Source organism: Micromonospora maritima (assembly GCF_902825405.1).
GTDB classification, from domain to species: Bacteria; Actinomycetota; Actinomycetes; order Mycobacteriales; family Micromonosporaceae; genus Micromonospora; species Micromonospora maritima.
On sequence record NZ_CADEAU010000116.1, the window covers coordinates 1 to 13,271 of the forward strand.

General features: G+C 74.6%; 12 protein-coding genes. 6 read left to right on the forward strand and 6 right to left on the reverse strand.

The features are described from left to right. Positions 1-1,361: MMPL family transporter (locus HUW36_RS13530; protein ID WP_174528486.1), on the reverse strand; the 1,361-nt coding region annotated here is incomplete at its 3' end. Positions 1,362-1,524: 163 nt separating this feature from the next. On the opposite strand from HUW36_RS13530, the gene HUW36_RS13535 reads away from it, so the two are divergent. Then, complete coding sequence (locus tag HUW36_RS13535) at positions 1,525-2,817, forward strand: sensor histidine kinase (protein WP_246248155.1); 1,293 nt, start codon at positions 1,525-1,527, stop codon at positions 2,815-2,817. Then, a complete protein-coding gene (locus HUW36_RS13540; protein ID WP_174528488.1) occupies positions 2,769-3,437 on the forward strand; it encodes a response regulator transcription factor in 669 nt (222 codons plus the stop codon). The genes HUW36_RS13535 and HUW36_RS13540 overlap by 49 nt, the downstream gene beginning before the upstream one ends. A gap of 88 nt (positions 3,438-3,525) precedes the next feature. Here the strand turns inward: HUW36_RS13540 and HUW36_RS13545 are convergent, their stop codons facing one another. The 5 genes from HUW36_RS13545 to HUW36_RS13565 form a co-directional block, all read right to left on the reverse strand. Continuing rightward, positions 3,526-5,199 (reverse strand): putative bifunctional diguanylate cyclase/phosphodiesterase, encoded by a 1,674-nt coding sequence (locus HUW36_RS13545; RefSeq protein WP_246248156.1) that lies wholly within the window; start codon positions 5,197-5,199, stop codon positions 3,526-3,528. 88 nt (positions 5,200-5,287) lie between these two features. Next, on the reverse strand, positions 5,288-6,100 hold the full coding sequence (locus HUW36_RS13550; protein ID WP_174528490.1) for an SAM-dependent methyltransferase: 813 nt from the start codon (positions 6,098-6,100) through the stop codon (positions 5,288-5,290). 197 nt (positions 6,101-6,297) lie between these two features. Continuing rightward, positions 6,298-6,966: a response regulator transcription factor gene (locus HUW36_RS13555; protein WP_007072219.1), complete on the reverse strand. Its 669-nt coding sequence runs from the start codon at positions 6,964-6,966 to the stop codon at positions 6,298-6,300. A gap of 7 nt (positions 6,967-6,973) precedes the next feature. Continuing rightward, complete coding sequence (locus tag HUW36_RS13560; protein WP_174528491.1) at positions 6,974-8,668, reverse strand: sensor histidine kinase; 1,695 nt, start codon at positions 8,666-8,668, stop codon at positions 6,974-6,976. A gap of 14 nt (positions 8,669-8,682) precedes the next feature. Further along, the gene (locus HUW36_RS13565; protein WP_174528492.1) at positions 8,683-10,491 is read right to left on the reverse strand and encodes an AMP-dependent synthetase/ligase; all 1,809 of its coding nucleotides are present in this window, start codon (positions 10,489-10,491) and stop codon (positions 8,683-8,685) included. Positions 10,492-10,658: 167 nt separating this feature from the next. Between HUW36_RS13565 and HUW36_RS13570 the strand changes: the two genes are divergently transcribed. From HUW36_RS13570 to HUW36_RS13585, 4 genes are all read left to right on the forward strand, one after another. Continuing rightward, positions 10,659-11,114 carry an SRPBCC family protein gene (locus HUW36_RS13570; protein ID WP_174528493.1) on the forward strand — a complete coding sequence of 152 codons (456 nt, stop codon included), beginning with the start codon at positions 10,659-10,661 and terminating at the stop codon, positions 11,112-11,114. Positions 11,115-11,155: 41 nt separating this feature from the next. Beyond that, entirely contained in the window at positions 11,156-11,812 is a 657-nt protein-coding gene (locus tag HUW36_RS13575) for a hypothetical protein (RefSeq protein WP_174528494.1), read from the forward strand. 74 nt (positions 11,813-11,886) lie between these two features. Continuing rightward, positions 11,887-12,834: an ROK family glucokinase gene (locus HUW36_RS13580; RefSeq protein WP_091573224.1), complete on the forward strand. Its 948-nt coding sequence runs from the start codon at positions 11,887-11,889 to the stop codon at positions 12,832-12,834. A 1-nt stretch (position 12,835) separates the two neighbouring features. After that, on the forward strand, positions 12,836-13,271 hold a 436-nt coding region (locus HUW36_RS13585), incomplete at its 3' end, for an endonuclease/exonuclease/phosphatase family protein (RefSeq protein ID WP_343044323.1).

Here is a 13,271-nt window from a genome sequence, read left to right on the forward strand (position 1 = left end):
TGCGGACCGCCCACCTCCGCGACGCCCGGCACCGCGCGGACCGCCTCCACCACCCGGTCGGCGGCGTCGGCGGCGGCCAGCACCTCGACCGGCGCGGCCGAGCCGCCCGGATAGTGGGCGGCGACCAGCCGCTGGCCGGTGACCGAGCCGACCTCGATGGTGAACGACTCGTCGTCGGGCAGGCCCAGGGCGAGATTGCCGATTCCGAAGGTCAGCGCGACCAGGACCGCGGCGGTACCCACCCAGACCGGGCGCGGTCGGCGGCCGACCAGGGCGGCGACCCGCCGCCACACCCCGTGGTCGGCGGTGTGGTCCCGCTCGTCCGCGCCGGGCGTGTGACGCGGCACGAACGGCCAGAACAGCCACCGCCCGCACAGGACGAGCACCGCCGGCAGCAGCGTGGTCATCGCCAGCAGCGCGGCCACGATGCCGACCGCGCCGACCGGCCCCAGTCCGCGGGTGGCGGGCAGGTCCGCCGCGACGAGGCAGAGCAGGCCGAGCGCGACGGTCGCCGCGGAGGCGCAGACCGCGCCGAACGAGCGGCGCAGCGCCACCGCCATCGCGGCGTGCCGGTCGGCGTGCCGGCGCAGTTCCTCCCGGTAGCGGGCGATGAGCAGCAGGGCGTAGTCCACGCCGACGCCGAAGACCAGCACGGTGAGGATGGTCTGGCTCTGGAAGTCCACGGCCAGGCCGGCGTGCCGGGCCAGCAGGTAGACGGTGGCGCCGGCGAGTTGGTTGGCGACGCCCACGGCGAGCAGCGGCACCAGCCACAGCACCGGGCTGCGGTAGGTGACCAGCAGGAGCAGGGCGACGGTGACGGCGGTGGCCAGCAGCAACGCGCCGTCCATCCCGTCGAACGCGTCCCAGATGTCGCTCTCGGCGGCCGCGTCGCCGGTCAGCGCGGTCCGCAGCCCTGGCGCGCCTTCGGCGAGGCGGTCCTTCATCGCGCTGACCGCGTCGGCGCGTCGTTGCTCGTCGGCGCTGACCGGGAGCGAGAACAGCAGCGCCCGACCGTCCGCGCTCGGTACCGGCGGGGAGACCACGCCGCCGTCGGCGTACCCGGCGAAGGCCGTCCGGTCGGCGTCGACCCGGGCCCGGTCGGCGGCGGTGAGACCGCTGTCGCGCACATAGACGGCGACGGCCAGCTGCCGGCGGGACTCGGGGAAGGCGGCCTCGGCCCGCTGCGCGGCGCGACTGCTCTCGACGCCGGGCGGCAACGCGCCGAGCGTCGAGTTGTCCTGCGTCTCGCCGAGCTTCAGCGCGAGCGGCCCGGCGGCCGCGAGCAGCACCAGCCAGAGCACGAGGACGGCGTACTTGCCGCGGCGGCCGGCGGGCAGCCCGGCCATTCGGTGCGGGGACATCGGGTCTTCCTCTCACTCGTGCCCGACGCGGAGTGCGGGCCCTGTCTCGATCCTTCGGCCCGGCGGCCCGCCGGTCAGGGGTGCCGTCCCGACTCCACGGGTGGTGCCAGCACCACCGGAACTCCGGCGGTGGTGCCGGAGAATGAGGTCCGTGGACGCATCGGTGCGCGTACTGCTTCGGACCTGGCTGCGGCCCGGCGCGGTGACCGCCGCCCAGGGGCTGCTGATCGCGTTGCTGTCGCTGACCACGCACGTGGCGCTGTTCGTGCTGTCGCTCGCCGCGCTGGTGCTGATCCCGGCGTTCGGCGTCGGCTTCGCGCTCTTCCCGGTGGTCACCGCCGGGGTACGGGTCTGCGCCGGGCTGCACCGCCGGCTGGCCCGGTGGGGCGGCGTCGGGATGGCCACGCCGTACCTGCCGGCGCCGGCCGGCGCGCAGTTCGGCACGTGGCGGCGCTTCCGCTGGGTGGTGAGCGACCCGGCGACCTGGCGGGACCTGGCCTGGCTGCTGCCCGGCGCGGTCACCGGCGCGGTGTGCCTGGCCGCGTTCGCCCTCCCGCTGTACGGCCTGGAAGGGCTGATCGGTGTCCCGCTGGTGCTGCACACCTTCGACGTCTGGTACGGCTACGGCCCGTTCTGGCCGGTCGACCACCTGGTCGAGGCGCTGCTCTGCTTCCCGCTCGGGGCGTTGCTGCTCGCCGTCGGCGTGGCGGCCGGCCGCTGGCTGGTCTGGCTGCACGTCACGTTCGCCGGTTTCTTCCTGCCGCCGACCCGCAGCGCCGAGCTGGCCCTGCGGGTGCGGCAGCTGACCGTCACCCGGGCCGAGACGGTCGACGCGCAGGCCGCCGAGCTGCGCCGGATCGAGCGCGACCTGCACGACGGCGCGCAGGCCCGGCTGGTCGCGCTGAGCATGAGCATCGGCCTGGCCGAGCAACTGGTGCGGGACGACCCGGAGGCGGTCCGCCGACTGCTCGCCGAGGCCCGGGAGACCAGCGGGCAGGCGTTGGCCGAGCTGCGCGGCCTGGTGCGCGGCATCCACCCGCCGGTGCTCGCCGAGCGGGGCCTGCCCGGTGCGGTACGGGCGCTGGCGCTGGCCGTGCCGCTGCCGGTGGACGTCACCGTCGACCTGCCCGGCCGGCCGGCGGCCCCGGTCGAGTCGGCCTCGTACTTCGCGGTCGCCGAGGCGCTGGCCAACGTCGGCAAGCACAGCGGGGCGACCCGGGCCTGGGTGGAGCTGCGGCACACCGGCGACCGACTGACGGTCGTGGTCGGTGACGACGGCCGGGGCGGCGCGCAGGCGACGGCGGGCGGCGGACTCGCCGGGACGGGGCGTCGGCTGGCCGCGTTCGATGGGACGATGACGGTGACCAGTCCGGTGGGTGGGCCCACCGTCATCAGCATGGAGCTGCCGTGCGAGTTGTCATCGCCGAGGACCTCGCCCTCCTCCGGGACGGGCTGACCCGGATCCTGGAGGCGTTCGGCTGCCAGGTGGTGGCGGCCGTCGACAACGGACCGTCGGTGCTGCCGGCGCTGACCGCGCACCGGCCGGACGTGGCGGTCATCGACGTCCGGCTGCCGCCGACGTTCACCGACGAGGGGTTGCAGGCGGCGGTGCGGGCCCGCGCCGAGTTGCCCGGGCTGCCGGTGCTCGTGCTGTCCCAGCACGTCGAGCAGCTCTACGCCCGGGAGCTGCTCGCCGACCGGCGTGGCGGGGTCGGCTACCTGCTCAAGGACCGGGTGTCCCACGTGGACCAGTTCGTCGACGCGGTGCGTCGGGTCGCCGCGGGCGGCACCGTGATGGACCCGGAGGTGGTCGCCCAGCTGCTGGCCCGCCGGGCCGGCGCCGGGCCGCTGGACGAGTTGACCGCGCGCGAGCGGGAGGTGCTCGGCCTGATGGCCGAGGGCCGGTCGAACGCGGCCGTAGCCGCCCGGCTGTTCGTCACCGAGAAGGCCGTCGACAAGCACATCAACAGCATCTTCAGCAAGCTGCGGATGCCGCCGTCCGGCGACGACAACCGGCGGGTGCTGGCGGTCCTGGCCTACCTGGACGGGGCGGACACCCGACGCCTCCCGAGCTGACCGCGCCGCGGTGTGGCGTGGGGCCCGCGCGCTCACGTGTTAAGCGGGGCCCGCTCCTATGCCGCAGGCGTTAAGAGGGGGCCCTTCCTTACGCGACGGGCACGCGGGGCAGGTGCTGCACGGCCGGTCCGGGGCGGCCGAAGTGCCAGCCCTGCCCGGCGTCGCAGCCGATCGCGCGCAGCCGGTCCGCCTGGTGCGCCGTCTCCACGCCCTCGGCGGTGACGGTGAGCCCGAGCGCGTGCGCCAGCGAGACCAGCGAGCCGAGGATCCGCTCGTCGGTACGGCCGCCCGGGTCACCGGCCGGGGCCCGCAGCCCGGTGACGAACTCGCCGGCCACCTTCAGCTCGTCGACCGGCAGGTCCCGCAGGTACGCGAGGTTGCAGTAGCCGGTGCCGAAGTCGTCGATCGCCACCCGGACGCCGAGGTCGCCCAGCACCCGCAGCGCCCGGACCGGCTCGACCACCGTGCTCATCATGGTGCTCTCGGTGATCTCCAGTTGCAGCCGTTCCGGCGGCAGGCCGGTGCGACCGAGCACGCCCCGCACCTCCGGCACGAGATCGGCCCGGTGCAGCTGGCGGACGGCCAGGTTGACGCTGACGAACGGGGCGACGCCGTCGGTCGCGGGCCAGGTGCCAGCCTCGCGGCACGCCTCCGCCAGCACCCAACTGCCGAGCCGGACGATCAGGCCGGTCTCCTCGGCCAGCGGGATGAAGCTGTCCGGCCGGAGCACGCCCAGCTCCGGGTGGCGCCACCGCACCAGCGCCTCCATGCCGAGCACCCGGCCGTCGCGCAGCGACGTGAGCGGCTGGTAGTCGAGGTAGAACTCGCCCCGGTCCAGTGCGGCCGGGATGGCCGCGGAGAGCGCGTACCGGGCCAGCTCGCGGCGGTTGCGGTCGGCGTCGAACAGCGACCAGCGCGCGCCACCGGCGGCCTTGGCCCAGTGCAGCGTGCTGTCCGCCGCGCGCATCAGCTCCATCGGGGAGGTGCCGGCCACCGGCCGCTCCACGATGCCGATGCTGGCCGACACGGTCAGCTCGTGCCCGTCCACGAGCGCGGGTTCCCGCACCGCGGCCAGCGCCGACTCGGCGACCTTGACCGCGTCGTCGGTGCCGGCGGTGCGTTCCACCAGGATGACGAACTCGTCGCCGCCCAGGCGGGCGACCAGGTGCTCGCCGAGTGCCCGGCGCAGCCGCTGGGCCACCGCGACCAGCAGCGAGTCGCCGACCTGGTGGCCGAGCGAGTCGTTGACCACCTTGAAGCGGTCCAGGTCGAGGAAGCAGACACCGACCCGGTCGGCGCCCCGGCCCGGGTTGTCGATCGCCGCGGTCAGCCGCTCGGTGAACAGTGTCCGGTTGGGCAGGTCGGTCAGCGGGTCGTGGGTGGCCTGGTGTCGGAACCGGGCCTCGCTGTCGCGCAGCGCCCGTTCGGCCTGGGCCCGGGCCATCATCGCCGCCCGCCGGATCGACTCCTGCTCGTCGAGCGTGCGGTCGCGCAGGGCGCGGGCGTACCCGGTGGCGACGGTGGCGAGCAGCCGGGCCATCCGGTCCTCGACGTCGTCGACCTCCAGGTCGAGGTCGCGGACCAGGCGCAGCTGGATCACCTCGACGGTGCGGCCCAACCCCTCGGCGGAGGCGATGTGCGACTGCACCAGCTCCGCGCCCACCTGCTGGCCGATCCGCAGGTCGAACGGGTCGGCCCGCAGCGCCTGCGCCAGCCGTTCGGTGAGCCGCTGGAGCATCTCCTCCAGCTGCGCCTGGGTCATCGGCAGGTAGCTGGTCCCGGAGACCGCCTTCGCCCAGGCCCGGGCGAAGACGCCGGGCCGGTGGCGGCCGGCGGTGGCGGGCACGTCGTCAGCCACCGAGCCGCCCGACCCCGCCCATGAAGACCGCCCGCTCGGCGTTCTCCGCCTGGTCGGGGGCGTCGGGACGCCACTGCGGCACCCACACCACACCCGGGTCGACGAGCGCGAAGCCGTCGAAGAGCGCGGTCAGCTCGGCCCGGCCGCGGATGAACAGTTGGCTGTCGGTGCGCCGGTAGACCCGCTCGGCCTCGGCCCGCTCGCCGGTGCCGTCCCGTCCGTCGTCACTGGCCTGGGAGAGCACCAGGTGGCTGCCCGGGGCCAGCGCCGCGCGCAGCGTCCGCAGGATCTCCTCCGGCCGGTCGGCGTCCGGAACGAAGTGCAGCACCGCCACGATCATCACCGCGACCGGGCGGGAGAAGTCGAGCAGCCGGTTGACGTCGGGGTGGCCCAGGATCGCCTCGGGATGGCGCAGGTCCTCCCGTACCACCGCGGCCCGCTCGTTGCCGGCCAGGATCTCCTGGCTGTGCGCCACGGCCACCGGGTCCACGTCGACGTAGACCACCCGGGACTCCGGGTCGATCCGCTGGGCGATCTCGTGCACGTTGCCCACGGTCGGGATGCCGGAGCCGATGTCCAGGAACTGGCGTACCCCGGCCTCAACCAGGTAGTGCACCGCGCGGCGCAGGAAGGCCCGGTTGGCCTGGGCCATCAGCGGGGCCTCCGGCACCGCCTCCACCATCGCCCGGGCGGCGGCCCGGTCGGCCGCGAAGTTGTGCGAGCCGCCGAGGTAGTAGTCGTACATGCGGGCCACGCTGGGGCGCTCGATGTCGATCGTCTCGGGTGCCCAGTCCGGCCGCTGCATGTCCCTGCCCCTTGGCTGTCGGCGACGCGCGGCCGTCACCGCCGCGCGGATCACCCGGGTATTCTGCCCGCCCGCCGTCGTGCTGCAAAGACCGCCGTCGCTACGCGTGCGGCCCCTCACCGTACGCGGTCACCCGCGCCCGGAATGCCGGAGAGGCCCGCGTCCGGCGTACGGACGGGGCCTCTCCGGCGAGGGTGTCAGAACTTCGGCGCGTCCGGGGCCTCCAGCAGGCCCAGCCGCAGCGCGGTCATCAGCGCCTGGGCGCGGTTGGCCGCACCCAGCTTCTCGTAGAGCTTGGAGATGTGCGTCTTGGCGGTCGACTCGCTGACGAAGAGCTGCTTGGCGATGCCGGCCACGCTCATGCCGTCGGCCAGCAGCCGCAGCACCTGGCCCTCACGCGGGGACAGCTGCGGGCCGGACGGGGCGAGCCGCCGCTTCATCGCCTCGGCCAGGTCGGCCGCGGTGAACGCGCTGGGGGAGGAGGCGGCGTGCCGGGCGGCGGCCACCACCTCGTCGGCCGGCGCGGTCTTCGGCACGAACGCGCTCGCACCCGCCTCCAGCGCGCCGAAGAGCTGGTCGTCGCCGGCGTACATGGTCAGCACGACGATGCCCATCGAGGCGCTGGACTTGCGCAGCGCCCGGGTCGCCTCCAGGCCGCTGCCGTCGGGGAGTCGCAGGTCCATGATCACCACGTCCGGCTGGAGCGCGCCGGCCTGGCGCACGCCCTCCGCGGCCGTGGCGGCCTCGCCCACGACCTCGAACTGCCGGTCCCGCTCGAAGGCGTGCCGCAGACCCTTGCGGATCAGGTCGTGATCGTCGACAAGGAGAACCTTGGTCCGGGTGGCCGGTGTCGGGCTAGTGGTCATCCTCGGGTTACTCCCCTTCTGCTGCTGCGGTGCTGCCGCGCACCTTATCGCGCCGGGGCGACGAGCCGAGTACCACCGCCACGGTCGTGCCGCTGGGTTGACGCGGCCTGATCTCCAACCGGCCTCGGATACGTTCCGCCCTCTCCGCCATGATCGCAAGACCATAGTGCCCCTCGGGGCGCTGGTCACCGATGCCGTGACCGTCATCCGACACTTCGATCCGGGCGTACGGCGGATCCACCTCGCACGTGACCCAGAGGTTCGACGCGCCGGCGTGCTTGCGCGCGTTTGTCACCGCCTCCTGCGCGATGCGCAGCAACTCGGCCTCGGTGGCGGCCGGCAGCCGGGCGGTGGACTCGTCCAGCGACAGGTTCACCCGCAGGCCGCCGGCGGCGCCGACGGTGCGGGCGTACTCGGCGATGGCGGCGGCCAGGCCGCCGTGCCGGTCCACCTCGCTGCGCAGCTCGAACAGGCTGAGCCGCAGCTCGGTGATCACCCGGGTGACCTCGTGGCGCAGCGTGCGCAGCGACTCGGCGGTCTCCTCGGCGTCCTCGTGCACGGTGGCCAGGGCGTTGTCGATGCCGTAGCCGACCATGACCAGCTCCTGGGCGACCCCGTCGTGGATCTCCCGGGCCAGCCGCTGCCGCTCCTCGTTGGTGGCCAGCGAGCGCACCTCGTCGAAGAGCAGCGCGGCCTCCAGCCGCAGCGCGGCCGGGCCGGTCAGCGCGGTCACCCGGGACACCACCGGCGGCGGGTACGCGGCGGCGGTGTCCGCCTCGACCACCACCAGGCCGACCGTGCGCACGCCGGCGACCAGCGGCACGATCAGCGCGGAGACCTCGCCGGAGTGCCGGGACCGGGCCTGCGAGCGGGCCGAGACGGTCGGCTGCTGGCTGGCCCAGGCGTCGGCGATGGCCGAGTCGGCGTCGAGCGTGGTCTCCCAGTCGACCCGGTCCGCGCCGATCTGCGCGAGCACGACCAGCCGGCCGCCGCCGCTGGCGGAGAGCACCGCGCCGCGGTCGGTCTTGGCCACCACCCGCAGCTCCTCCAGCAGGTGTTCGGAGATGCCACCCGGGTCGAGGGTGGCGCCGGGCAGCTGGCGGGCGACCGTCCGCAGCTGGGTGAGCAGGCGGGTCGCCTCCGCGTACGGCTGGGGCTTGCCGGCGTTGCGGACCCGGATCACCCGCTGGAGGGTGCCGGCGGTGTAGAGGCCGAGGCCGGCGAGGATCAGCCACTGGGCGCAGACCGCGAGGTAGCCGAGCTGGCCGAGCTGCGGGTCGCCGTCCACCTCGGTGAACGCGGCGCTGGCCAGCAGCGTGGCCGCCGCGACGGCGAGCAGCGCGGCGCCCTCGGAGAACCGGCGGCGCAGCGCGGTCACGGTGACCGGCACGGCGAGGTAGGGCAGCACCGCCGAGGCGCCCAGCCCGCCGGTGACACCGGTGAGCTGGGTGTCGGCGGCGACCTGGCTGGCGGCCAGGCCGAGCACCACGACCTCGGCGAAGCGGCTGATCGGGGCGAGCAGCCGGTGCTGCGGCGCCAGCACGGCGGGCAGGCCGGCGACGCCGAGCAGGGCGATCCACCAGAGCTGGCTGGCGTCGCGGGTGGCGAACAGGGTCAGGGCGGCGACCAGCGCGAGGAGGACCGCGCGGGCCGCGACCGCGAGGGGCTGCGTCTGCGGCTGGCCGGATGTGGAGGCGGGCACCTGACGGATGGTAGTCAGCGCTGGTAGATCTCCGCGATCTCCGTGGCGTACGTCTTGTGCACGACCTGTCGCTTGACCTTCAGCGAGGGGGTCAGCTCGCCGGTCGTCTCGGTGAAGTCCTGGGGCAGGATCCGGAACACCTTGATCGCCTCGGCCTTGGAGACGGACAGGTTGGCCTGGTCGACCGCGCTCTGCACCTCGGCCCGCAGCGCCTCGTCCTCGCGCAGCTCGGCCGCGGTGGTGGTCTCCGGGCGGCCGTGCGCGGCCAGCCACTTCGGCAGCGCCTCCTCGTCGATGGTGACGAGCGCCGAGATGAACGGCTGCCGGTCGCCGACGACCACGCACTGGCTGACCAGCGGGTGCGCCCGGACCTGGTCCTCCAGCACGGCCGGGGCGACGTTCTTGCCGCCCGCGGTCACGATGATCTCCTTCTTGCGGCCGGTGATGCTCAGGTAGCCGTCCTCGTCGAGCTGGCCCAGGTCGCCGGTGCGGAACCAGCCGTCGGTGGTCAGCGCCTCGGCGGTGGCCGCCTCGTTGTGCCAGTAGCCCTGGAAGACGATGTCGCCGGAGATCAGGATCTCGCCGTCGTCGTCGATCCGGATGGTCACGCCGGGCAGCGGCCGGCCGACCGTGCCGATCCGGGTGCCGGTGGGCAGGTTGGCGGCGGCGGCCGGCGAGGTCTCGGTGAGGCCGTAGCCCTCGCAGATGGTCACCCCGACGCCGCGGAAGAAGTGGCCGAGCCGGGCGCCGAGCGGCGCCCCGCCGGAGATGGCGTCGCGGCACCGGCCGCCCATGGCGGCGCGCAGCTTGCCGTAGACCAGCTTGTCGAACAGGGCGTGCTGGGCGCGCAGCGCCAGGCCCGGGCCGCCGGGGGTCTCCAACGCCTCGCTCCAGGCGATGGCGACCTTTTCCGCCCGGTCGAAGATCTTGCCCTTGCCGTCGGCCTCGGCCTTCTGCCGCGCGCCGTTGTAGACCTTCTCGAAGACCCGGGGTACGGAGAGCACGAACGTGGGCTTGAACTCCTGCAGCTCGCCGACCAGGTTCTTGGTGTCCGCGCAGTGCGCCATGGTGGCCCGGGCCTGCACCACGCCGACCTGGATCAGCCGGGCGAACGCGTGCGCGAGCGGCAGGAAGAGCAGGGTGGAGGCGCCCTGGCGGAACAGGTTGGGCAGCACCGGCACCGCGTTGGCGATGTCGGCGTAGATGTTGCGGTGGGTCAGCACGCAGCCCTTCGGCCGGCCGGTGGTGCCGCTGGTGTAGATGATCGTGGCGACGTCGTCGGCCTTCAGCATCGACCGGCGGACCTCGACCTCGCCCGGGTCCACCGAGGCGCCGGCGGCGACCAGGTCGTCGACCGCGCCCAGCTCGATCTGCCAGACCTCGCGCAGGTCGGGCAGCCGGTCCCGGACGCCGGCGACCAGGGTGGCGTGCGCGGTGCTCTCCACCACCACCGCCACGGCGCCGGAGTCGCCCAGGATCCAGGCGGCCTGCTCGGCGCTGGAGGTCTCGTAGATCGGCACCGTGACCGCGCCGGCGGCCCAGATGGCGTAGTCGAACAGCGTCCACTCGTAGCGGGTGCGGCTCATCAGGGCGACCCGGTCGCCGGGGGAGACGCCGGCCGCGACCAGGCCCCGGGCCACCGCGACCACCTCGTCGCGGAACTGCCGGCAGGTCACCTCGGTCCGGGACGCCGGCCCCGCGTCACCGGCCGGGCGGACGAACTGCACGGTGTCCGGGGCGACCTCGGCGTTTTCCCAGACCGGGTCGGTCAGGTTGGCCGCGTCGCCGACGGTGACGATCGGCGGAACGGAGAACTCGCGCACCTGCACTCCCTCGTGCTCGCACCGGCGGGGGCCGGCCTGGTCGGCTAGTCGAAACCTACCCGCCCGCCCCGGCGGGTCGGCCAGGGAGGTTGCCCGCCCGGGTGGTGGGACACCCGGCGGGTGGGTGGAGCGGCGCGGTCCGGTCGATCGCCGGGTAGCCTCCCCCCATGGCGGACACCTCCACCCAGTCGATCATCATCGGCGCCGCACCGGACCGGGTGGCGGCGGTCATCTGCGACTTCTCCCGCTACCCGGAGTGGGCCGAGGCGGTCCGGCAGGCCGAGGTGGTCGAGGAGTACGAGGACGGCTATGCCAGCCAGGTCCGGTTCACGCTGGACGCGGGCGTGCTGGCCGACGAGTACGTGCTGGCCTACGAGTACGCCGAGGACATCTCCCGGATCGAGTGGCACCTGGTCGCGCCGTCGACGATGCAGCGGTCCCAGCGCGGGTCGTACGACCTGGTCGGCAATCCGGACGGGACGACCACGGTGACCTACACGCTGGAGGTGGAGCTGTCCGTGGCGATGCTCGGCATGTTCCGCCGCAAGGCCGAGAAAATGATCATGGATGCCGCGTTGAAGCAGCTCAAGCGCCGGGTAGAAGCACCCGGTGCGGCGCACTGACCCGACCGTCGTCCCGGTTGCCACGCTGGAGGAGCCGAACCATGGGCACCACTGATCCGGGTTCGGCCCGGGAAGAGGCCGAGCGCCTCGTCGCCACCCTGCTGGCCACCGCCAGGCTGGCCGCCGCCGCCCCCGGTGCGGGCCCGTGGGGTCCGCTCGGTGGGATCCTCTCCGGTGTCCTCGGTCACACCCCGGGTGGCGCCGGTCCGGGGCGCCCCTCGGCCTCGCCGGCCGGTGGCGCCGGGTTCGCCACCGGTTCGCCGGAATGCTGCGTCTGCCCGGTCTGTCGCGGGATCGCGGCGTTGCGTGACCCGAGTCCCGAATTCGCCGAGCGGCTGGCCACCGGCGCCGGCGACCTGGCCGCCGGGGTGGCCAGCCTGCTGCGGGCGTTCGCCCCGGCCGAACCGGCCGAACCCGCCGGCCCGGGCGGTGCCGCTCGCGGCGAACCCGGGGACCACGTGTGGCGCGAGGCGACCCGTACCGGGCATGATTCTCAGCCGGCACCCGAGCAGGACGTCTGGTCCGCCGCCACCCGGGGGGCGGACGCTTCCGACCCGGGTGCCTCGTCGCAACCGCCCGCCGACGCCGCCGGGCCGGACGAGCCGGCGTCGAGCCGGCCGCCGGCCGGCCAACCCGTGGTGCCCGCCTCGCGGGCGTCCGGCGAGGTGGGCGCGGACGCATCAGGCGACGGGGCCTGACCACCGGACATCCCGGGACCGCAACGGCCGGTTCGGCCGGTGCCGGGGCAGCACAGCAGAGGGGAGTGGCAGCGGTGACGCTGACCATCGGAGTCGACGTCGGTGGCACGAAGGTGGCCGGCGGTGTCGTGGACGACACCGGCGCGGTACTCGTGCAGACGCGACGGGACACCCCCGCCGACGATGTGGCCAAGACCCGCGACGTCATCATCGAGGTGGTCACCGAGCTGGCCACCGGCCGCACGGTCGAGGCCGTCGGCATCGGCGCGGCCGGCTGGATCGACGCCTCCCGTTCCACCGTGCTCTTCGCCCCCAACCTGGCCTGGCGGGACGAGCCGCTGCGCGAGTACGTCGGCAACGCCACCGGTCTGCCGGTGATCGTGGAGAACGACGGGAACGTGGCCGCCTGGGCGGAGTTCCGCTACGGCGCCGCCCGTGAGGCCGACGACTCGATGGTCATGTTCACCATCGGCACCGGCGTCGGCGGCGGCATCGTGCTCGGCGGCGAGCTGGTCCGGGGCGCCCACGGCATCGCCGCCGAGCTGGGGCACATGCTCACGGTGCCGGACGGCCACCAGTGCGGCTGTGGCCGGCTGGGCTGCATCGAGCAGTACGCCAGCGGCAGCGCCCTGGTCCGCTTCGCCCGGGCCGCCGCCCGGCAGGAGCCGCACCGGGCCACCGCGCTGCTGGAGCTGGCCGACGGCGAGGCCGAGGCGATCACCGGCCCGATGGTGACCGCCGCGGCCAAGGGCGGCGACCCGGTCTCCACCGAGGCGTTCGCCCAGGTCGGCCGCTGGCTCGGCACGAGCCTCGCCGACATGGCGCAGATCCTCGACCCGCAGGTGCTGGTGGTGGGCGGCGGTGTGATCGACGCCGGCGACCTGCTGCTCGGCCCGACCCGGCGGTCGTTCACCGACGCCCTGGCGCAGCGCAGCCGCCTGCCCGTCGCCGAGGTGCGCCCGGCCGAACTGGGCAACACCGCCGGCGTGATCGGCGCCGCCGACCTGGCCCGGCGGATCTGACGTGCCGGGTCCGGGTGTGCCGCTGCGGGTGCTGTCGTACAACGTCCACAGCCAGCGGGACGACACCGCCGCGCTGGCCGAGGTGGTCCGGGAGGTCGGCCCGGACGTGGTGATCGTCCAGGAGGGACCGCGCCGGTTCCGCTGGCGGCAGAAGTGCGCCACGCTCGCCGACTCGTTCGGCCTCGTGGTGGCGGCCGGCGGTCTGCCGTCGCTGGGCAACGTGCTGCTGACCAGCCTGCGGGTGCGGGTCACCGAGACCCGGTGCCAGCGCTACCCGCTGACCCCGGGCCGGCACCTGCGCGGCGCGGCGTACGCGCGGTGCCGGGTGGGCGGGGTCGACTTCCTGCTGGCCGGCTCGCACCTGTCCACCGACCCGGCGGAGCGGCCGGCCCAGGCGGCGGCGTTCAAGCGGGAGCTGGCCGCGTCGCCGCTGCCGG